At 59.8% G+C, this 19,674-nt stretch carries 22 protein-coding genes and 1 tRNA gene; 14 read left to right on the forward strand and 9 right to left on the reverse strand.

Translation table 11 applies throughout. The features are described from left to right. The first annotated feature begins 251 nt into the window (after positions 1 to 251). The 7 genes from EOA60_RS00830 (at position 252) to EOA60_RS00860 (ending at position 8,026) form a co-directional block, all read left to right on the forward strand. Entirely contained in the window at positions 252 to 866 is a 615-nt protein-coding gene (locus EOA60_RS00830) for a DNA ligase (RefSeq protein WP_095825597.1), read from the forward strand. A 376-nt stretch (positions 867 to 1,242) separates the two neighbouring features. Beyond that, the gene (locus EOA60_RS00835; RefSeq protein ID WP_127335366.1) at positions 1,243 to 2,892 is read left to right on the forward strand and encodes an EAL domain-containing protein; all 1,650 of its coding nucleotides are present in this window, start codon (positions 1,243 to 1,245) and stop codon (positions 2,890 to 2,892) included. Between the two features lie 156 nt (positions 2,893 to 3,048). Beyond that, positions 3,049 to 3,570, forward strand: a complete 522-nt coding sequence (locus tag EOA60_RS00840) for a ubiquinone biosynthesis methyltransferase UbiE (RefSeq protein WP_095825703.1) — start codon at positions 3,049 to 3,051, stop codon at positions 3,568 to 3,570. Continuing rightward, positions 3,567 to 4,745 carry a class I SAM-dependent methyltransferase gene (locus tag EOA60_RS00845; RefSeq protein ID WP_095825596.1) on the forward strand — a complete coding sequence of 393 codons (1,179 nt, stop codon included), beginning with the start codon at positions 3,567 to 3,569 and terminating at the stop codon, positions 4,743 to 4,745. Before EOA60_RS00840 ends, EOA60_RS00845 begins: the two co-directional genes overlap by 4 nt. Next, positions 4,742 to 7,108, forward strand: a complete 2,367-nt coding sequence (locus tag EOA60_RS00850) for a SpoIIE family protein phosphatase (protein WP_095825702.1) — start codon at positions 4,742 to 4,744, stop codon at positions 7,106 to 7,108. Before EOA60_RS00845 ends, EOA60_RS00850 begins: the two co-directional genes overlap by 4 nt. Position 7,109: 1 nt before the next feature. Continuing rightward, the gene (locus EOA60_RS00855; protein ID WP_176477834.1) at positions 7,110 to 7,670 is read left to right on the forward strand and encodes an ATP-binding protein; all 561 of its coding nucleotides are present in this window, start codon (positions 7,110 to 7,112) and stop codon (positions 7,668 to 7,670) included. A gap of 17 nt (positions 7,671 to 7,687) precedes the next feature. Continuing rightward, positions 7,688 to 8,026 (forward strand): hypothetical protein, encoded by a 339-nt coding sequence (locus tag EOA60_RS00860; protein ID WP_067000080.1) that lies wholly within the window; start codon positions 7,688 to 7,690, stop codon positions 8,024 to 8,026. Between the two features lie 179 nt (positions 8,027 to 8,205). Here EOA60_RS00860 and EOA60_RS00865 read toward each other — a convergent pair whose 3' ends face one another. Further along, positions 8,206 to 8,874: an outer membrane protein gene (locus EOA60_RS00865; RefSeq protein ID WP_164748202.1), complete on the reverse strand. Its 669-nt coding sequence runs from the start codon at positions 8,872 to 8,874 to the stop codon at positions 8,206 to 8,208. A 466-nt stretch (positions 8,875 to 9,340) separates the two neighbouring features. Between EOA60_RS00865 and EOA60_RS00870 the strand changes: the two genes are divergently transcribed. Then, positions 9,341 to 9,631: a hypothetical protein gene (locus tag EOA60_RS00870; RefSeq protein WP_095802249.1), complete on the forward strand. Its 291-nt coding sequence runs from the start codon at positions 9,341 to 9,343 to the stop codon at positions 9,629 to 9,631. A 76-nt stretch (positions 9,632 to 9,707) separates the two neighbouring features. Here EOA60_RS00870 and radC read toward each other — a convergent pair whose 3' ends face one another. From radC to EOA60_RS00885, 3 genes are all read right to left on the reverse strand, one after another. Then, positions 9,708 to 10,460 (reverse strand): DNA repair protein RadC, encoded by a 753-nt coding sequence (radC, locus tag EOA60_RS00875; RefSeq protein WP_095826131.1) that lies wholly within the window; start codon positions 10,458 to 10,460, stop codon positions 9,708 to 9,710. A gap of 163 nt (positions 10,461 to 10,623) precedes the next feature. After that, positions 10,624 to 11,547: a DMT family transporter gene (locus EOA60_RS00880; protein WP_095826130.1), complete on the reverse strand. Its 924-nt coding sequence runs from the start codon at positions 11,545 to 11,547 to the stop codon at positions 10,624 to 10,626. A gap of 3 nt (positions 11,548 to 11,550) precedes the next feature. Then, positions 11,551 to 12,123 carry an NAD(P)H-dependent oxidoreductase gene (locus EOA60_RS00885; RefSeq protein WP_245502504.1) on the reverse strand — a complete coding sequence of 191 codons (573 nt, stop codon included), beginning with the start codon at positions 12,121 to 12,123 and terminating at the stop codon, positions 11,551 to 11,553. Positions 12,124 to 12,218: 95 nt separating this feature from the next. Here EOA60_RS00885 and EOA60_RS00890 point away from each other — a divergent pair, with 95 nt between their 5' ends. Continuing rightward, entirely contained in the window at positions 12,219 to 13,151 is a 933-nt protein-coding gene (locus EOA60_RS00890; RefSeq protein ID WP_095826129.1) for a LysR family transcriptional regulator, read from the forward strand. 58 nt (positions 13,152 to 13,209) lie between these two features. On the opposite strand, the gene map is transcribed toward EOA60_RS00890, so the two are convergent. Beyond that, the gene (gene map / locus EOA60_RS00895; RefSeq protein WP_067325367.1) at positions 13,210 to 14,037 is read right to left on the reverse strand and encodes a type I methionyl aminopeptidase; all 828 of its coding nucleotides are present in this window, start codon (positions 14,035 to 14,037) and stop codon (positions 13,210 to 13,212) included. Between the two features lie 260 nt (positions 14,038 to 14,297). Between map and EOA60_RS00900 the strand changes: the two genes are divergently transcribed. The 3 genes from EOA60_RS00900 (at position 14,298) to EOA60_RS00910 (ending at position 15,486) form a co-directional block, all read left to right on the forward strand. Beyond that, on the forward strand, positions 14,298 to 14,642 hold the full coding sequence (locus EOA60_RS00900; RefSeq protein WP_245479165.1) for a hypothetical protein: 345 nt from the start codon (positions 14,298 to 14,300) through the stop codon (positions 14,640 to 14,642). Positions 14,643 to 14,757: 115 nt separating this feature from the next. Further along, a complete protein-coding gene (locus EOA60_RS00905; protein WP_095826128.1) occupies positions 14,758 to 14,994 on the forward strand; it encodes a hypothetical protein in 237 nt (78 codons plus the stop codon). A 186-nt stretch (positions 14,995 to 15,180) separates the two neighbouring features. Further along, entirely contained in the window at positions 15,181 to 15,486 is a 306-nt protein-coding gene (locus EOA60_RS00910) for a DUF982 domain-containing protein (RefSeq protein ID WP_095826127.1), read from the forward strand. A 4-nt stretch (positions 15,487 to 15,490) separates the two neighbouring features. Here EOA60_RS00910 and EOA60_RS00915 read toward each other — a convergent pair whose 3' ends face one another. Together EOA60_RS00915 and EOA60_RS00920 are read right to left on the reverse strand one after the other, a co-directional pair. Further along, entirely contained in the window at positions 15,491 to 16,177 is a 687-nt protein-coding gene (locus EOA60_RS00915; protein ID WP_095826126.1) for an aspartyl/asparaginyl beta-hydroxylase domain-containing protein, read from the reverse strand. 342 nt (positions 16,178 to 16,519) lie between these two features. Further along, positions 16,520 to 16,702, reverse strand: coding sequence for a hypothetical protein (locus tag EOA60_RS00920; RefSeq protein ID WP_127325767.1), 183 nt, complete (start codon positions 16,700 to 16,702; stop codon positions 16,520 to 16,522). 332 nt (positions 16,703 to 17,034) lie between these two features. Here EOA60_RS00920 and EOA60_RS37290 point away from each other — a divergent pair, with 332 nt between their 5' ends. Together EOA60_RS37290 and EOA60_RS00930 are read left to right on the forward strand one after the other, a co-directional pair. Further along, positions 17,035 to 17,208 (forward strand): hypothetical protein, encoded by a 174-nt coding sequence (locus EOA60_RS37290; protein ID WP_164747630.1) that lies wholly within the window; start codon positions 17,035 to 17,037, stop codon positions 17,206 to 17,208. A 622-nt stretch (positions 17,209 to 17,830) separates the two neighbouring features. Next, positions 17,831 to 18,229 (forward strand): hypothetical protein, encoded by a 399-nt coding sequence (locus EOA60_RS00930; RefSeq protein ID WP_245322496.1) that lies wholly within the window; start codon positions 17,831 to 17,833, stop codon positions 18,227 to 18,229. Between the two features lie 181 nt (positions 18,230 to 18,410). Here the strand turns inward: EOA60_RS00930 and EOA60_RS00935 are convergent. Together EOA60_RS00935 and EOA60_RS00940 are read right to left on the reverse strand one after the other, a co-directional pair. Beyond that, positions 18,411 to 18,485, reverse strand: a tRNA-Glu gene (locus tag EOA60_RS00935). Positions 18,486 to 18,622: 137 nt separating this feature from the next. Then, positions 18,623 to 19,674: YcbK family protein (locus tag EOA60_RS00940; protein ID WP_128311016.1), on the reverse strand; the 1,052-nt coding region annotated here is incomplete at its 5' end.

A 19,674-nucleotide genomic window follows, 5' to 3' on the forward strand; every position in this document is an offset into this window, starting at 1 on the left:
GCTTAGTGGGGGCTCGGCACAGGCGGCACAAGTTGGGGGACATCGGATCGCCTGTGCCGCTCGCGCTGCCGCTATCCGTCGAAGGTGTGGCGTAGTTGAGTAGCGTGCCAATGGCCGGGGGCGGCTGGCCGGTGTTCATTGCGTCGCAGAATGGCTTAGTGGGGGCAAGGCACAGGCGGCAGGTGTCCAAATGGATACCGGATCGCCTGTGCCGCTCGCGCCACCGCTATCCTGCAAAGATGGTGGCGTAGTTGAGTCAGCGTGACAAGGTCGACGACGAACGGCTGGAGTTCATTCCGCCGCAGATACCAACTCTTGTCGAGCGGCCGCCCGAAGATGAAGGGTGGGTCCACGAGGCCAAATTCGACGGCTACCGCACGCAAATCATCATTGATAAGAACGGCGCGCGTCTTTACAACAAGAACGGGCGCGACTGGACGACTAAATACTGGCCCATCGCGCTAGCTGTCGACCTGCCATGCCGGGCTGCCATTCTCGACGGCGAGGTGATTGTCTCAGGCGGGCGTGGCTCGCCCGGTTCTCCTGAGCTGGAAGCCGCGATCTGGAACGAGCCGAGCCGGCTGGTGTTCGTCGCTTTCGACATCCTCCATCTCGACGGTCGCAATCTTATCCCCTTACCCCTGCTGCAACGCAAGCAAGCGCTGTGGCGACTGGTTGAGCCTGGCCTCGGCAAGATCCAATACAGCGAGCATTTTGAGGGCGACGCGCTCGCGATCTTTCGCGCCACCGAGAAAACCGAGCTCGACGGCGTCATCTCGAAACGCGCCGATAGCCCCTACCAGAGCGGACCGTCGAAAACGTGGCTGAAAACCAGATTTTTGAGAAAGCCGATCTCGAAACACTAGGTCTGTGATCGAGCCCAGGCCGCGAATTCCGCTCTGTCCTGTGGATCGCAATATTTCGAATCACGCCGGGCGCGACGCCGATTATCTGTCAATTCGCGATTTATTAACAATGAATGAACGTCCATCGTGGAATAACCTGCCCGCCAATCACAGCGGAGGATCCATTGCAATTACAGCGCATGCACCGCTTGTTGAAATAGCGAGTTGAAAGTTTGCCAAGCTTGTTACTTATGCTATTTCTAAACTGGGGGACGCTAATTTTCACCGCCTACGGAGGTGGCTTTTGCGTTCAGAGGCATCAGGCGTCGGCACGCAGAATGAGGAGTCTTCCTCAAGCGATGGTTCACGTGCCGGCGAAGCGCTTCTCGCTAACCTGTTGGCGAATACGACCGAACTTCTATCGTTCTATGATAGCGACTTCCGCCTAACTCACTACGCCGCCAGGCTTAAACGCCTGTACGGAGGTGCGGTGGTGCCAGGCGCAGCCATTTGGGAGATCTATCCAGGCTTCCTCGATACGAGGTGCCGCGACGAATTTCTTCGGGTGTTCCAGGGCGGCTCTGCGGCAAGCATTGACCTGCCGCGATCATCGGGCGAAGCGCCCCGCTCCGTTTTCGTCTTCGGCACTGCAGATGGTGTGGGAATCATCGAATCCCGGGAGCAGGGGGAGCGCAGCGCGGCGCAGGAGCAGGAGCATATGATTCTGCTCCATCAAGCGACGCACGACGTGCTGACCGGACTGCAGAATCGGCGGCGATTCGGCGAGCGGCTGCAGCAAGCGCTGGCGGCCATCGGCGGATCTCAGCCAAAAGCCGCCCTGCTGCAAATCGATCTTGACGATTTCAAAGCGGTCAACGACACGCTCGGCCATGGGGCAGGCGACACGCTTCTGCAACTCGCGGCAGGTCGAATCCGCGACGCGCTGGAGGACGGCGAATCTGCGTACCGGTATGCCGGCGACGAGTTCGCCGTCATCCAATTGGGCAAGGAGCAGCCCGCGGAAGCCGAGCGCCTCGCCACATCGCTGGTCAACTCGTTCAAGGACCCTTTCGTCATCAACGGCATTCCCGTCTTCGTCGGTTCAAGTATCGGAATCGCTTTCGGGCCGGAGCACGGGACCGATGGCGAGCAGCTGATGAAAGCCGCAGATATTGCTCTTTACGCAGCCAAGACCGATGGTCGCGGCTGCGCTCGAACGTTCAATCGCTCGATGCTGTTGTTGCTCGAGCAACGCGAAAATCTGAGGCGCAGCCTTCGAACCGCGCTGGAGCGGGGCGAGCTTTACCTGGACTATCAGCCGCTCATCAGGCCTCCTTCGTCGGTGATTGGTTTCGAAGCGCTGCTGCGGTGGCGGCACCCCGAGATAGGAATCATTCCGCCCGGCGTGTTCATACCGATCGCCGAAGCGGACGGTCTGATGGACGAAATTGGACGATGGGTGCTCGAGCAAGCTTGTCGCCAGGCATTGGCGTGGCCTTCTGCGCTGACAGTCGCAGTCAACCTGTCGCCGGCTCAGTTCCTAAGCGGTTCGCTGACGGACACGGTCGCTCAGATCATCGACGCAGTTGGAATCCGAGCTGAAAGGCTTGAACTCGAGATAACCGAAACGGTTCTTCTTGAGAAGACTATCGACAATATAGATACATTGAATACGTTGAACGTCCTGGGAATACGAATCTCGCTCGACGATTTTGGAACATACTATTCATCCTTGAGCTACCTTAAGAATTTTCCGTTCGATACCTTGAAGATAGATCAATACTTCATCGCGGACCTGGAGACGGATCTGAAGAGTCAAACGATTGTGCGATCGATCATAAGTCTGGCGCACGGCCTGGGAATAAGCGTCACCGCCGAGGGGGTCGAGACGTCGGCGCAGGCACGGTGGCTGATCAAGGAAAATTGCGATTACCTGCAAGGCAATTTCATGGGACGGCCGCTCGGATCCGAGGCAACCGGCGATTTAATCAGGCGGTCGCCGGCGAAGGGGCTGGAAGCGATGGAGGAATCAAATCGGGCGCGCTAGCCACTTGCACCGTTTGTAAATCGGAGGGCTGTAAAAACGATCGAGCTAGATGCCGCGCAATGCGGGACTGGCTCATCACGAGGCGGTCAAATTTCCGTCCCGGAGTTCATCGTTCTCACCTGGGCTCAAATACGGATGGAATAGGAGAGGATGCGGATGGGATCTGTTCATCATGACTCGGTTGGCGAACCGACTTTTGAGCCGATGATCCAGATCGACATGGAAATCAAGACTTTTGTCTCCGCTTGGAAACACTGCGATTATGTCTCGACGTACATCGCCCGGATGATCAGTCAAAACAGATCAGACTCGGTGCGGCATTCGAATCTCTTTTCCTCTGCGTTCAACGAATTACTGGAAGTCGCCTTTCGTACCCGCCACGCCGACGGCGAACTGGCATGCAGGGTGTCTCGCTATGGCGCGACGGACAGGATCGAACTGACATTTCCCTGCATGCCGGAGGAGCGCCAATTCTACGAAGAAGCCGTTTCGCAAGTCGCGGGATTTGAGGCCAAGGAGCGATATCTCAATTCTGTGTCTGGGGATCTGGCGCCCAGCCGGGAGGTGGTACTCCTGGAACTGGCTGTCGACTACAACGCGGCACTCAGGGTCGAGGAAGCCGACGGCGATGCGATCACGCTCGTCGTGGATCTTCCGCTTGAGGGCCTGCAACATTGAGCCCTTACAACCTGCACGCGCGCTTCAAGGCGCAGTACGATGCGAACAACCAGGAGTTCTCAATATCTGGGGTGGTCCGGCCTCAGGCGATCGATGAGCTTGGGCCTAGCCTGGCATTGCTTCGCGATGCGATCGGCCGAGTACGCGGCGTTCTCTACGTCAATGTCAGGCGCTTGGCGCAGATGAACAACGCTGCATTTTACGCCTTTTCGAGGATCATCATCGATGCCTGTCGCGCTCGACCCGATCTCAAATTTGTTGTCATCACGTCGAGCGTCGTCGGATGGACCTCGCGAAAATTCGGTCGGCTGAGCGGAATCGAACCGAACATCACGGTCGAGGAGTATGACAGCGAATTCTATCCAGGGCAGGGCTTCCTCGAGGAAGGCGGGTTCGTTCCAATCCTGCGCACACAGACAAAGATGACCTGGCGCCACGAGCGTGCAATCCTGCCGCGGCATGGCATGAGACCCGGGATCGTTATGGCCGACATCTGTTGCGGGATCGGCGATTTCGCCGTGCTCGTGCACAAAGAGTTCCAGCCGTCGCGGATTGTCGCCCTCGACCACTCCATATCAAGCCTGGACTACGCCAGACGCGTGATGCGGGAGTTCGATATCCGGGGCATCGAATATACTTATGGCGATGCCTCGGAAATGCTGCTCGACGAGGAGCAGTTCGACTTGGTCACCTGCCGACATTCGCTTCAAATCTTCAATCGACCGGAACTCATCCTCAAGGAACTCTACCGCATATGCAAGCCAGGCGGGCGGGTCTACATCACCAACGAGAAGAATTCGCATTGCCTCGGCGAGCCGCGCGCCGAAAGCATCCGTTGGACATACAATGAAGTGGCGAAGCTGTTCGCGCATTTCGAAATGGACGTCGAGCTCGGGCCCAAGAGTCGCCGATATCTGATCGAAGCCGGATTCGACGACATACGTGTCGAGACCTTCACGGTCACCAACCTGGACGGAGATCCGCAGGACTTCGCCGATGTCATTGTAGCCTGGGCCGATGTGTATGCCGGCGAGATGGCCACCAAACGCGGCGACGGGCCGGAGTTCGTTGCACGGTTCCGGCAGGGCTTCCAGGATCACATATTCGCTGCGCTACACCCCAAGGGTTATGCGGGTTGGCCGATCTGGGTCGCATCGGGGCGAAGGCCGCAATGAAAGCCGACGATCAGCCTACACCGCGCTTCGGCCTGCGCTCCTTCCGGGCGAAATTCGTCTTGGTCGTCGGCGGCGCCGTGCTGTTTGACCTCTTGCTGAGCGGTGGCCTTGCGCTCTGGAACGTTCAAAAGCTGTCGCGCGACGCCACGTCGGAAGTCGGCGAGGGCCTGACCACCGCAAACCAGGAATACATTCGCTCCTATGCCGACTCGACAGCGTTAAGCGTCGACCTCCTGCTCGATCGAGTTCATGGGGACGTGAAGGCGCTGGCCGGCGTTCTGCAGGCCCAGACCGACCATCCGAGCCGGCAGCGACAGGTCGGAGCAACCCTTTCGCAGGAAACACCCGGCTCGGTGAAGGTCGTCTATGATGCGCAGGGCGATTGGGCGCAGAACCTGCCGGGCGCGCCTTCCGTGATTAGCGTCTGGGGCTACCTGCTGGGCGCCGACCACACGCCGCTGCCAAGCGTTGAGCGGGAAATCGAAGACAGTACCGTTCTGGATCTCGTCGCGCCGACCCTTATGGCCAGCGGATCGCCAAAACTGCAGATGTACTATATTGGTCCGAAGGAACGGCCGATCTTCAGGACGGTACCGTATACGGACCAGGCACAGACCTTCGACCGACTCTATCCGGGCCACAACAGGGCGGAGTTCTGGGAGTTCTTCTTTCCGGGGATCTATGGGTCGTGGCAGCAATGGGCGAGGGATCCAGCCTCACGTCCAGTCCCCGACGACATCACTCAGACAGCGCCCTACACCGATGCGATCACGGGAAAGCTGATCGTCAGTTTCTTCCACCCGCTGTGGACGCGCGACCGTACCGGTATCGCTGGTGTAGCGGGTGCAGACATCACTCTCGATCAACTCGCGGAAGTCGTCGAGCGCGTCAAGATCGCCGAAACCGGGTTCGGCTTCCTCACCATGTCGACCGGCAATGTAGTGGCGATCAATCCATCGGGCGAGGCGATCATAGGCCTGACTTCATCCAACGATGCGGGCACGCAGGGCGTCACCGGCCTGGAGAGGTCGCTGCGGGGAAGCACGCAGCCGGCCATCGCGTCGCTGCCGCTCGACCAGAACAATGACGGTGTCATTCAGCATATCATGCTCGACAACAAGGGCGAACACGTACCCTACATAGTTGTCCTCAAAAGATTGAAGCCGACCAATCTGTGGAGCTCGGGACCGATCAAGTCTGAAACGATGTCGGTCGGAATCGTCGTTCCAGAACGCGAAATCTATGCGTCCCTGGTCGCCGCGCAAAAGAGTATTTCTCGCGCGACCAATCGTATTCTGCTCTTTCAGGTCGCCGCCATCGTCGTTTCGCTTCTGATTGTATTTGCGGCAGTGCTCGGCATCTCGAAGCGGATCACGGCCGGCCTCAGGGCGCTTGCCAGCGCCGCCCAGAGGCTACAGTCCAAAGACTATTCGGTCCGTGTTCGCGTTCCAACGCGCGACGAGGTTGGAGCGGTCGGGGTCGCCTTCAACCGCATGGCCGAGCAGATCAGCTTTCACACAGAAAACCTCGAGCAACTCGTCGACGAACGCACCAGGGAACTCGGCGACGCAAATCAGGAGATTTCCGCGCTCAACGAAAAGCTGCGGGACGAGAACGTCCGTCTCGGCGCCGAACTCGCGGTCGCCAGGCAAATCCAGATGATGGTCCTGCCGAAACCGTTCGAACTCGAAGCGATTCCGGGGCTGGAGATCGCGGCGTACATGCGGCCGGCCGACGAGGTGGGCGGGGACTACTACGACGTCCTCCAGAACGGATCACGGGTCAAGATAGGCATCGGCGACGTGACCGGTCATGGTCTCGAGAGCGGCGTGCTGATGCTGATGGTCCAATCCGTTGCACGCGCGCTGCAGGAGGCCAACGAAGGCGATCCGCATCAGTTTCTGGTTCGTCTGAACAGGGCCATCTACAAGAACATCGAGCGGACGAACACCGACAAGCATCTCTCGCTGGCCTTTCTTGACTTTGAGGACGGGCGGGTAACGCTATCCGGCCAGCACGAGGACATTCTCGTCGTGCGTGCGGATGGGGACGTCGAACGCATCGACACGCTTGATCTGGGTCTGCCCGTTGGCCTGGAGAACGACATCTCGCAGTTTGTTGACACGCGAGACATCGTGTTCGGGAGCGGCGACGTAATCGTGTTGCACACCGACGGTGTGACCGAGGCGGAAGATGAAGACAGAAGACTGTTCGGGTTCGATCGCCTCTGCAAGAGCGTGCAAAAGCGCCATGGCAGGAGCGCCGAGGACATCAAGACCGGGATCATCGAGGATTTGATGGCTCATATCGGAATCCAGAAGATCCACGACGACATCACACTCGTGATCATAAGGCATACGTAGGATGACAGCGCTGTTCGGTACGCCTGACATTGCAATCGGGATGAAGGGGAGCGTCAGTCGCGTGCGGCTGTTCGACGGACCTCTCGACTTGAGTTGGCGTCATTGCGCCACGACCTCGGACTTCATTGCCGATCTTTTCGCGTTGCGCTTTCAGTCGTCGCGCAATGACTACATGGAGGTGCGGCATAGCATCGGATATCTGGTCAACGAACTCATCGAAAACGCCGTCAAGTTCCGCGCACCAGGCGAAATTGTGGTTGAGGCGTCGATGGATTCGGAGTGCTTCAAGCTGAAGGTGTCGAATGACGTCGATGGTGAAATCGCGTCCGAGTTCCAAAGCCTTCTGGCGGACATCACGGTTGGCGACCCAAAGGACCTGCTGATACAGCGGATTGAGGCGAATGCCGCGAACCCCGACGTGGGGAGCTCCGGGCTTGGATTGCTGACGTTGATGAGCGACTATGGCGCGCGCTTGGCCTGGATATTCAGCCCCGCCGATGAAAACGATCGTATTTGCCTGGAAACATATGCCTCCATTCCGATCTCGCCAACTCACAACTAGATGAAACGAAGCCAGATATGGAAATCAAGACAGACGACTACCGCGTGTGGACTGAGGGAAGCGATATCTTTTTCGACGGTGCCATGCGGCTTGCCAGTTCCGAGGCGGGTGCGCCGATCACGGCTTTGGCGACCAGTGTTCTTGCCTCAAATCCCGCTTCCATCACACTCAATTTGAAGGACCTTCACTTTCTCAACTCTTCCGGCATCAACCTGCTGGCGAAATTTACAATCGAGGTGCGCAAGCATCCCGATGTTCGACTTGTCGTGCGCGGAACGCCCGACATTCCCTGGCAATCGAAATCACTGCCGAACCTGAAGAAGCTGCATCCCGCTCTGGTGCTTTTGATGAACTAACCTGCTTGTCCGAACTGTCGCGTGTTCTCTCGAAGCTAGTTTCGGCTTCGCTCGTAGAATGCCATCCACATTGCGGGGTTGTTGGCCTTGTCTTCCATGTTTGCAGTTGGATGACTAAAAAGAAAAACCCGCCGGCCATAGCCAACGGGCTTCCCAAATCGCCTCACGCGATCGACGATCTAAAAACGGTAGTTGAGGCTCAGCGACACAGTGTGCGTGCTGGGTTTCACGATCGTCGGTCCCACGGCCGCGCTGTCTTCCGAGAAGTCGTGCTTTGCGAAATGCGAATAGGCGTAGTCGACGCCCACCACCCATTTCTCGTTCAAAGCGTAGTCGGCTCCGAATCCAACCGTCCAGCCGGTGTAGGTACGGTCAAATTTGGCAATCCCGAAACCCGATTCGTAGCCAGTGTCGTGAAGGTGCAGGAAAGCTACGCCGCCCTTGAGGTAAGGGAGAAAATTGCCCATACCGTAGCCGGCTTTCGCCACGATGTTGCCTTGCCAGTTGGCACCGGTTTCAAAGGTTTCGTCGTCGTGGGTCGGCACAGTCTTCCTGTTGAACACTGCCACCAGTCGCGCTTCGGCTCCGAGGACGACGTTGTTGTCGAACTGGTACTGATAGCCGATCTGCCCGCCGATCGACGCGGATGTACTATCTCCGTCATAACCAGTGGGGTCGTACGCAGGTATCGTCACATCCCCCTGCAAAAAGTTTACACCGGCGACGGCGCCGATGTAGCCGCCACTCCAGTTGTATGAAGCAGGGCCTCCAACCGAGAGGGCATCCGCCGCGAACGCTGACGAACTAAATGCACAGTAGAGAGCTATAGAGCCTATTAGCTTTTTCAAAGTCGGACCCGCCCAGGTTGTTACAAGCAGTGGTTGTTTTAGCAGAACGTTCGGGATTGGCTGTACCCCGACCGCAACACTCGCTTGCGAATGACGCAGGCTGAGGTTGGGATCACGCAAACGTGAGAGCAAAGGCCGTGAATCTATGCAGGCCTGATGGGGACGGGGGCTTGCCTACACCCGGAACTCGTCAATCTCGCGCTTCACGTTCTGGATGACGTCGCGGATGCCCACCTACGCTGGCGGCTTTGGCGGCCGACGCAACGACTACGGCCAGCAAAAAACAACCCTTAAAGGCGCGCTAAGCCGCGCCTTCCATTCGTCGCATATGGTCGGGTTCGCCAGCAGACAACCTATTTCTATCCGGCTATGTCCGCTGGTTTTACTCCCGCGCACGGAGGCCTCCGATCAATGTGGGCGACAGCCATTCTTAGCTGCGAGACCCTGAGGGACTGAGGGAAGCGATATCTTTTTCGACGGTGCAATGCGGCTTGCCAGTTCCGAGGCAGGTGCCCCGATCACGGCTTTGGCGACCAGTGTTCTTGCCTCAAATCCCGCTTCCATCACACTCAATTTGAAGGACCTTCACTTTCTCAACTCTTCCGGCATCAACCTGCTGGCGAAATTTACCATTGAGGTGCGCAAGCATCCCGATGTTCGACTTGTCGTGCGCGGAACGCCCGACATACCCTGGCAATCGAAATCATTGCCGAACCTGAAGAAGCTGCATCCCGCTCTGGTGCTTTTGATGAACTAACGTGAACGCGTCTCGATCGAGCCATCGCCCGCGACGTGCCCGCCCGGGGATGATTTCCAGCTGATATTCGGGACTGTCAGATCAGCAGCAGGCCCTTCATCGAGGCATTGCCCTTGCGGCCGATGATGATGTGGTCGTGCACGGCGATGCCGAGCGGCTTGGCCGTCTCGATGATCTGCTTGGTCATGTCGATGTCGGCGCGCGAGGGCGTCGGGTCGCCGGACGGATGGTTATGCACCAGAATGATCGCGCTGGCGGAAAGTTCGAGCGCGCGCTTGACCACCTCGCGCGGATAGACAGGCGTATGGTCGACCGTGCCGGTCTGCTGCACCTCGTCGGCGATCAGCCCGTTCTTCTTGTCGAGGAAGAGAATGCGGAACTGCTCGCGGGCCTCGAAGGCCATGGCCGAGCGGCAATAATCGAGAAGCTGCGTCCAGTTCGACAGAACCTCGCGGCCGCGCACTTCGCCGCGCGCCATGCGCTGCGCCGTGGCGGCGATGACCTTGAGATCGGTCGCCACCGTCGGCCCGATGCCCTTCACTTCCTCGAGCAGGGACGCCGGCGCGCCGAGCACTTCGGCAAGCGAACCAAAGCGCGCGATCAGCGCCTTGGCGATCGGCTTGGTGTCGACGCGCGGGATCAGCCGGAAGAGAAGCAGCTCAAGCAGTTCATAGTCGGGCAGGGCGTCCGCACCGCCGGCCAAGAAGCGTTCGCGCAGACGATCACGATGGCCGTGGTAGTGCGGCTTCTCAACAGGCGCCACCTCTTTCTTCGGCGGCTCTACCCAGGCTTCAGAGAAAAACGCCCGCTCGTCCTCGACTTTTCCCATCGCCCGCCCACATCGCTGATCGAAAGAAGACCTTTGCCAGAGACTAAAGCATGATTCTGAAACGCGAAGCGGTTCTCGATCATTTCAAGAAAGTAGCCGGGAGCGTTGCTGGGACATATCAAGACGCCGTGACGATGAGGGCTGCATCGCCTATTGGCGAGCGTTAAACATGAGCACCTTCGGCAGCCTGCTTCTTCACCGTTCTTGCCCCGCTCACCGAAACAGCGATGCCGAGGACGACAAGGGCGGTTCCGAGAATGTGGATCGTCGTGATGGTCTCGCCGAGAAGAAGAAACGAGAGCGCGAGTGCCGCGACCGGCAGCACTGCCATGAACACGCCAGCCTCTCCGCCGCTGGCGCGCGCGGCTCCTGAATACCAGAGCCAGAACCCGATCACGGTGGGAAAAATGCTGATATAGACTGTCGCCAATAGGGCGGCAGGTGCTGCTGCAACGGTGCTAAACGCGACAAGGGCAGCGGTGAGCGGCAAGGTCAGCACCAGTGAAATGCTGCTCATCAGCGCCGCGAGATAGAGCGGCGCCAGCGGCTTGCTGATTCTCTTGTTCAGGATAGCAAACAGTGCTTCGCCGGAAACAGCGAGGACCACCAGCAGGTTACCCGCCAGCAGCTTCAGATCGAGGCCAAAGCCCTTGGCAGAGGCGACATTGACAAGAAGTGCGCCTGCCGTGACAGCGCCGACGGCGATCCATAGCTTGGCGCCAAGCCTCTCCTTCAAGGCCAGCGTTGCAACGAGGGCAGCCAATACAGGCAAAAGGCCGTGGATGACGCTGGCATTGGCACTCGTCGTCAAGGTCAAGGCGAGGATCATTAGAATGCTATAGCCGGCGCTGCCCGCGGCCGCCTGAATCATCACAATCATATATTCCTTTGCCAAGAGCCGCGACCGCGGCGTGCTTGTCAGGAAGACGAGTCCCCAGAGGATCGGCGTCGAAATCAGGAAACGCAGGGGAACGGCGGGGAAAGGGTGCATGCCGCCGGCAATGATTTTCGAGGCCACCACGCCGGATCCGACCAGCGTCATGGCTATGGTCATGAGGGCGCCTGCAATGATGCGTTGCGAATCCATGTGTTAGCCTACGGTATAGGGGGCGCGCGAACGCGCCTCCTTCAGCGCAAGAGCCCACCACTTGAGTTGGTGGAGCATGGTTTTGACAGCGCCGGAGCTGCGCTTCGGATCGAGCGGGCCCGCACCATCGGCAAAATGCTCCCACACCCCGTGAAAGCTTACTGCGTCCCGGACGGTGACGGCGTGGAGCTCGGCAAATACCTGCCGAAGATGTTCGACGGCCCTCAACCCGCCGGAAACGCCACCGTATGAAACGAAGCCGACCGGCTTGGCGTGCCACTCTTCAGTAGCCTGGTCGATAGCGTGCTTAAGATGACCGGGCATGCTGTGATTGTATTCGGGGGTGACGACAACGAAGGCGTCTGCCTTGGCGAGCTTACTCGTGAATGCCTTCATCGCCGGTGTCGGCTCCGCCAAGTGCCGGCTGGGCAGATCAATGTCTGCAACATCGATGAGGGAAAGCTCGAAATCGCCCAGTCTCTGCGCCTCCTGGGCAAACCAGTGTCCGACCTTGTCGCCATAGCGTCGTTCCCGCGTGCTGCCGATCAGCGCTGCGAGCTTGAGCCGTTTAGTCACTTCGCTCTCCTGTCTCAGGCCAGGAAACTGATGACACATCGGGACGATCGATGGGATTGCTAAAAGTTGGCGCTTTCTGATCTAATTGATCGATCATGCTCGACGCGCTCACTCTCGATCAGATGCGGATGTTCCTAACCGTGGCGGACGCGGGTAGCTTTCGCCTGGCCTCCATGCGGCTCGGTCGCGCCCAGTCGGCGGTAAGCCACGCGATTGCCAATCTGGAGACCGAACTCAAGACGGTCCTGTTCGACCGGTCGACTCGTCGGCCGACCTTGACCTCGGACGGACGGGCCCTGCTGGACGACTGTCGCTCGCTGGTTCTACGCGCCGATCTGCTGCGCGCGAAGGCGCAGGGTATGGGCAGCGGCATTGAAATCGAGCTTGCGCTGATGGTGGACACGCTTGTTCCATTGCCGGCCGTCGGCAGGGCTCTTGAAGCCCTCCACGCCACCTATCCGACGGTTGGCGTCCGGTTGCAGATAGGTACCCTTGGGGAACCGATCGATTGCCTCCTGCAAGGCACGGTCGACCTCGCGATAACGGTGGGCGAAGACCTGCGCGATCCGCGCCTGGAATTCGATTCCCTCGCGCCGCTGTCGATGGCGGCGGTCGTCGGTGCTGGGCACGCTCTGGCCTTGATAGCGAAGAAAGGCCGGGTGAGTACGCCAGAGCTGGCCGATCACATCCAGATCGTCCTGATGGGCCCTTCTCCTCGCTCCCATGGCCGCGACTATGGCGTGCTCTCCCAGCGCAAGTGGCGGGTGGGTAGCCAAGAGGCGAAACTGGCGTTGATCAGAGCAGGCATCGGTTGGGGGCGGCTTCCACTTTGGTTGATCGAGCAGGATCTTGTCGAAGAGCGGCTCGTGCAGCTTTCAGCCGCTGCGCTTGGTGAAAATGGGACAACGAAGAGCTGGGTCTATCTTGCCCGACGGCTCGACAAACCCTTGCTGCCAGCAGCCAGGTGCCTCAGGTCGGCGCTTCTGGCCGGAGCCGGGTTTGGTGATACTGCCGGGCTTCCAGCCTAGGCGCGCCTCGCCAATTGTTATGGACATCAGACCGTGCCGATGCCGTGCCTGCGGCAGACTAATCCGGCAAGCCGGGGCGGTCGAGCTTCTTTGGCGACAGCGTGAAGATCTCGCAGCCGCTATCGGTGACGCCGATCGTATGCTCGTACTGTGCCGACAGCGAACGGTCGCGCGTCACCGCCGTCCAGCCGTCAGACAAAACCTTCACATGCGGGCGGCCGAGATTGATCATCGGCTCGACGGTGAAGATCATGCCGGGCCGCATCTCGACGCCTTCGCCGACGGTGCCGTAATGCAGGATGTTCGGCGCGTCATGGAAAAGCTGGCCGACGCCGTGGCCACAGAAGTCGCGCACCACCGAGCAGCGCTCGGCCTCGGCATAGGTTTGGATAGCGGCGCCGATCGCGCCGGTGCGAGCGCCCGGCCTGATTGCGGCGATGCCGCGCATCAGGCATTCGTAAGTCACCTCGAGCAGGCGCTCGGCGGCGCGCTTGATCGTGCCGACCGGATACATGCGCGAGGAATCGCCGTGCCAGCCGTCGAGGATGTAGGTGACGTCGATGTTGACGATGTCGCCGTCCTTGAGCGGCTTGTTGTCGGGAATGCCGTGGCAGACCACGTGATTGATCGAAGTGCAGGACGATTTGGTGTAGCCGCGATAGTTGAGCGTGGCCGGCAATGCGCCGTGATCCATGCCGAATTCGAAGACGAAACGGTCGATGGTCTCGGTGGTGACGCCGGGCTTCACCATCGACACAAGCTCGTCGAGACAGCGCGCGGTGAGATCGCAGGCCTTGCGCATGCCCGCAAACCCTTCCTCGCCATAGAGGCGGATCTGGCCGGTGTTTCTCAAGGGGGCCGTTGCGGCGTCGAGATAGGTAACCATTCTTGTCCGTTCGCGGGTTGGCTCCTGACGCGAGCCGGTGCGGAAATTTTCTCCAGATTTGGCACTGGAAGCCGCAAGGTTCAAGGACGAAGTGCCTGCAACCGGTTTGCCGAGGGAATATTCGCTGGGCGGGCGCGTCTGGGTGTCGCGAAGCTTTCCTTGCACCATCCCTTGAGGTAGCCGGGTCAGGATTCAGGAGATTTACGCCCGTTGACGGCACCGGAACGCGCAAGATCGACGCTGCTGCCAAGCAGGACCGCGTGCTCGGCCCTGATGGCGCTGCTTGCGCTTGCGCTGGTGAGCTTCGCCAGGCCGAGGTCTCCGCCTCGACAGCGTCTGCCCCGCGCGGCGCCGGCATCAGCGCGATGCGGCAGGGCGAAACGTTTGCCTGGCTGAGGATCGCCGGCAAGGCGCAGGCCCTCGAAGCCCGCGCCGGCCGGCCGCTGCCGGTAAAGCTCGTCAGCGGCAATCCCGGCATTCTCGCTCCCGCATCCGATTTCCTTGTCGCTGGCGGGGCTTTGCCGGCGCAGGCCGGCATCGCGCCTCCCTTTGTGGCCGCGCCGCTCTCGCATCCCAATCAGCCCCGCGCGCCACCAACCGCCTGAGTCAGGCGGTCGCTGGCCGCAGCTTCCTCACCTCAACTATTCCTTGCGCGCCGCGACCTGGCGACGGCTATCGGCCGTCGGCAGGTTGCGTGGCGCGCCCATTGGACATTTCTCGATGCAACGTATCAAGACATTCAAGACACTCACGCGCTCTGCTTCGGCAGCCGCGTTTCTCGCCGTCCAGGCAGTTATCTGCATAGGCACCGTTTATTGGGCTGTAGCCGCAACGCTTCGTGTGGAAGGGACGGCGGCGATTGTGCTCGGCGTCATCTTCGCCGTGCCGTCCGCCAATCTGCTGATGGTGGTCTCGCGCATGGCCTACGAGGCGGAGAGGGACCCGGCGAACCGGTAGACGCAACCTCGACAGGGCGATGCCGGTTGCATCGCCCGGTCGAACGATGTGGCCAGAGCGCCGATCTGCCGCGGCAGTCGCCGGGCCCGCACCGCACTGAGGTCACATTCCTGCGTCAAAAGCCGGTCAAAGAACTTTTCAGAACGAACGGCGTCGCTCCGACTTCGCCAGTTCGGGAGACAGGGAATGGACAGACTGCAATTCGAGGTGCCGGTGCGCATCACGCCCGCGCCTGGCCTGCCGGTCGAGGAAATCTACAGCGTCGAGCAGGCGCTCGATTTCCTGCAGAATTGGCCGAAGCGCCGGCAGGGCAAGGTTTATGACGCCGCGTTTAACTCCTGCTTCGGCGCGACGGTCGATGTGGCAAGCGCCGAGGAAGCGTGCCGGGCCTTCATGGCCTTCTGCCGCGTCAGCGGTTTGCTTGCAAGGGACATGATGTTGCCGCTGAAGCGCGGCGGCAGCGCAAGAGGATTTCGCGAAGCGAGGGCGTGACGCGTCAACCGGCGAAAGATACCCCTCTGTAGTGCATTCCCACCTGCACGCCGCGAACGATCAACCTGGACAGGATCTCCATGTCCAGCGGCATATCCGGGCGCCACACATCAAGCAACAAGGCGATACGCGCCTGATCGGCGCTGTTCATGACCTCGTGCTCGAAAGTGTCGTCCCACAGCAGGCATTCGCCGTCGGCGATCCGCTTTTCCTCGTGGTTGATCATCATGATCGTTGCCGGGCGGCCGTCCGCCAGTTTCGGAATGACAAGGCCGAGATGAAATCTCATGATGCCGCGAAAGGGGCCGCGGTGGGGCGGGATGTGCTTGCGCGGCGCCAGGAATGAAACAGCCGCCGATTTGACCTCGGGGCACTCCGACAGCAACCGGCTGAGGGTAGGCATCTTCCCAAGGTTTTCCGGGATCGTCATGTCGTAAGCCTTGAGCACGAACATGCGCCAATCGAGGCCGTCATTGGCCGAAATCTCGGCCTGTTCCGGCATGATGTCGTGAAAACGCGGCACCCGGTTCAGTTGCACCGACAGCGCTTCATCGCGAATACTCTGCCAGACGGCCGCGAACTTTGTGGCGTTGGGAAAATGCGTGGAGGCATCAAGAATCGCCGGTGCATCTATGCGTTTTTCATAGATACGACGCACCAGATCGCTTCCAAGATCGTAGACGTTCGACATCGCATCGCCTCGACCATGTTATAATATAGTGCACGATTGCTTTCAGCTATGGGTCACGGAGATTTGTTCCGAGGCGTCAGCCAGACGTTCGGTTTTGTATCACGCGTCTTGGATGTCATCTGCGGACCAGTCGTGACGCCTCGATGACTTCGGGCGTCGTGCTGTCGATCGTGGCGTCTCAGCGCCAGCGGCTGGTCGGCTGCAGCCGCCGTCGTGCACCTCAGGACACACCGGGGGCGATTGGGCCGCTGCGCGGCGTCCTGTGATCAAAGAGGTTGCCAGAACGCACAAAGCCCCGCCGGCAACTTGCCAGCGAGGCATTTGTTGGAACCCGATCGTCAATCAGTGGCGATCGTGTCCGCGGCCGCCGCTCTGGTGGCCGTTGTTTGCGGCACCCAGGCACTGGCTCCAGTAATCATCGTGATTGCTGCAAGAAGTGATGGTCTGCTGCTGAGCATAAGCCGCACCGGACAAGCTGAAAACCGCGACAGTAGCCAGAATTGCATTACGAATAATGTTGGTCATTTGAGTTTCCCTTTGCTCTGATTTCCGGCAGTGCCGGTCAACGCCGTTTTTGCAGCGATCATGTTTCGATCTGATGGTGCGCAATTTCGGCTTTGTTTCGAGGAGGCAACGGCACACGCTCCCTGTGCGTGGGATGCCTGGGACAACTCCGATCACCTCAAAACCTTCTGACCAGCTTGGTTGTGTGCGAGCGTTTCAGGGGCAACTGTTTGGTTACAGCCCGTGAGCTTGCGTGCGACGCGGCGGAAACAATCATCTACCATCTAGTACCGATCGAAAGCAGCCGAAGATCGCTCGCGGGACGGCTTCGGCACATGGAAGGATGATGAGCCATGTCGATTTTAAAAACGCTCAACCGCATGGGAGCGGCCCTGAAATATGCGCATGATGCCCAAAAAACGACGCGGATGCTGAACGGCCCGCCACGCGAAATGCAAATGGATTTTGGCTGGGCAGTTATGCCGACCACCAAGTATCTTTCTTCCAACACTTGGGACGGTATCTGACGAAATTTCAGCGTAGAGGCGGCTCAAGCCGCCTGTTGGGCAGGAAGGACAAATCCGCAGCGTGCCGATGCCATCGCCGACCGAGCCGCAGAGGTCAAGGCGAAGCTGGCCCAAGTCGATCTTGCTGCGCGATTCCTAGCCCACCCGATAGAAACCCTGCACGGCGATCCCTACCGGATTGATATCGACCACTCCACTGCTTCGTCTTGGCTCGGGAGGCGAATGTTTGGCGGCGGAAATAGACGGGCTGCTGATCGATACTCTTCGGACCAGGCTCGGCTGCTTAGGTGGCCCGGCTATTCCTTGTGCGGAACAATATACCTGACAACGCTCTCGCCGCGCGTAATCGTAACTGTCGTATAGCCGGCTGGCAAAGAGCCCGTGATGGTCGGATCGATCACCTGGCATCGGCCGACCATTCTTCCGCTAGGAGCGCCGGCGAGTTCATCTGCCAATGAGGCACGGCATTCGTTGAGGGAGGCGAAAACCCGAGGCGCCGTATTAAGCGGTTTGCAGATCGAAGCCTCGCCTGGGCTGCACAAAAGCAAAACCATCACCGCTGCCGTAGCCGGGTCCATCGTCGAAGCTCCTTTGTGGAGCTTTAAACGCTCGCGAAATCCCTTTGTTTCAGATGTTGCTAAAATACGAGGCAATTCCCGGCGACCTCGGTGGCCGGGCCTGTCGATCCTCGGGAACAAGACGCGTTAGTTCGCTGTTATTATTAGCAGAGGCTAATACGATGCCTTTTTGCGTCACCAGTGCGACTTCGGATGCTGTTCTCGAAGCCAGGAACACTGACGCTGAGATCCTTGGAGTCGTCGACCTCGCCAACAAGACTGATGCCAAGATCGGCACCATGCGCCTGGGGGAAGCTATCCAGTTCGTTGCGAATGCATCCGTGCTTGGATACGGAGTTCGCGGAGCGATGGTGTTTTACGGAAAAGCAGGAACACCGAGCCTCAGGGCGAGAGAATGTGAGCAGTTGTGGGCGCTATATGGTTTCGCACTGCTTGAGCCATAATGTCTGACTCGAGGAGCGCTGGAAGGCGTTCACGTTATGAAAAGCGCCACCGGATGACACGAGCCGCTACGGATTCGCAGAGCGGGCCTATTTCGCGGGCACCGTCGGCCGAAATACGCAGTCGCTATTGGACGTGATTGGATGATTGGCCGGAAGAGGGTGCTAAGTCGCTGACATCTGCTGGTACGCCCAAGGGGAATCGAACCCCTGTTACCGCCGTGAAAGGGCGGTGTCCTAACCGCTAGACGATGGGCGCGCTCAGACGAAGCGGCTTATAATTGCGTTGTTCGCAACCGGCAACCCATCTGCCGCCACATGCGACAACTTTTTTCGCGAGCCTGCAAAACGCATGTTTGGCAACCGGAAACAGTTCGACCGAAGCAGGTAAGCCGCTCAGTTGTCGCCACCGCCGCCGCGTCGGCGGCAGCGCCAGTTCCAGTCGCGCTCGGGGCCGACGTCGACATGGACGGATTCGGTGTGGCAGTAGGTTCCGACGCCGCCGCGGCCGGGCATCGACCGCACATAGCTCGCCAGCTCCCACTTGGAGACGCCGGGCACCTGGATGTCAGCGGCGGCGCAGTACATGTGCAGCGAGTTCTTGGCGCCGTTGGCGCGGCGGTTGCGGGCAGGGTCGCGATAGCCGGAGGTGACGATCATCTTGCGGCCGAAATGACCCTCGATCGTCTTCAGCACGCGCACCAGCGAAGGCTTCAGGCAGGCGACGTCGACACTTTCGTTCTGTCTCAAGAGGCCGTTGGGCGCGAGCCTTGCCATGCCGGCGGCCGACGCCACCTGGTAGGAGCCGCCGCCTTCGTCCTCGTTGAGATCGACGTCGCTCTCGTCGTCGATGCCGGACTTGCGCTTGATCTCGAACAGCGCCGTCTGGCGCACGCCGGGCAAGGCATCGGCGCCGGTGATGTGGTTGCTGCTGTCGTCACCGAGGGAAGCCAGTTGCACCGGCTTGTCGCCCGGGGTCGCGGAGGCGAGGGTGACGATCGGCTTTGTCGGCGGCGGCGTGGTCTTGGCCTGGGCGGCGGGCTGGTCGCTGGAGCGCGTGTTGATCAGCGGGGCAGGTGCGGCCGAGGCCGGCGTGGTGCTGAACAGAGAAGCAAACAGCCCCTTCTTCGGCGCGGCGATCGGCTGCTGCTGGGGCTCGCCCGCTGTCACGTAGACGCCTTTGCTCATCGCCTGCACGGTCGCCTGCGCTTGCGATGCGACCGCGGCGGCATCGCCGGCAGCAACCTTGTTGGCGGCCGCTTTCGTCTCCTCTGCCGTCTGCTGCGGCTGTAGCAGCGGTTGCGGCGTGTTGCCGGCGATCGAGCCGGCGTCAGCAGGAACCGCTACCGCGGGGAAGGCTGCTCCGGGCCGGGTTTCCGGCACATAGGCGACTTTTTCAGGCAACGGTTTGTCGTCTTCGCCCATCACGGTCGATGCCGCCTCTGGGG

Origin of the sequence: Mesorhizobium sp. M1A.F.Ca.IN.020.06.1.1, assembly GCF_004023265.1 — a bacterium.
Taxonomy (GTDB): Bacteria; Pseudomonadota; Alphaproteobacteria; order Rhizobiales; family Rhizobiaceae; genus Mesorhizobium.